This is a genomic window from Vibrio sp. 811 (genome assembly GCF_033339195.1).
Genome location: NZ_JAWOUB010000330.1, coordinates 1 through 757, shown reverse-complemented (window position 1 = coordinate 757; position 757 = coordinate 1). Strand labels below are relative to the sequence as shown.

1 protein-coding gene is annotated in these 757 nt (G+C 49.4%); it reads right to left on the bottom strand.

Going from position 1 to position 757, the window contains the following annotated elements; all coding sequences use genetic code 11:
- A partial coding sequence (uxuA, locus tag R7Q46_RS26675; protein WP_318078156.1) for a mannonate dehydratase occupies positions 1–757 on the bottom strand: 757 nt, incomplete at both ends.

Genomic DNA, 757 nt, shown 5'->3' with positions numbered 1-757 from the left:
CATCAAGGTGAGCCGCCTCGTGGAATGTCATCGGGTTACTTTCTTCACGCTTGGTGGAACGCAAGTGAGTGAAGTAAATGCGCTCACCATGCTTTTTGATCATCTTCACTAGGTCATTGTCACCACGCACACCGTAAGAGCCGGTACACATGGTCAAACCGTTCATTTTGCTTGGCACTTTTTCGGTCAACCAATCAATGTCTTCGATGGTTGAAACGATACGCGGCAAGCCAAGAATTGGGCGCGGTGGATCGTCTGGGTGCACAGCGAGTTTCAAGCCGTGCGCCTCACACACAGGCATCAGTTGCGACAAGAAATACGCCATATGCTCACGCAGTTTGTCTTTGCTAATGCCTGCGTAGCGGTCGAGTTGCGCTTGGAACTCTTCTAGCGTGTAACCTTCTTCTGAGCCCGGCAAACCAGCAATGATGTTGCTTGTCAGTTGTTGAATTTGATCCGCCGTCATGTTGTTGAAGTATTCAAGGGCTTGCGCTTGCTCAGCTTCGGTATAATCCGCTTCTGCGCCCGGACGCTTAAGAATATGCAGCTCAAATGCCGCAAAAGCGATTTGGTCAAAACGTAGCGCTTTAGAGCCATCCGGCATTTCAAATTCGAGGTCTGTACGTGTCCAGTCGAGTACTGGCATAAAGTTGTAGCAGACAGTATCTACGCCGCACTCAGCAAGATTACGCAGCGATTGATTGTAGTTGTCGATCCATTGTTGGAAGTTGCCCGTCTGAGTTTTGATTTCTTCGTG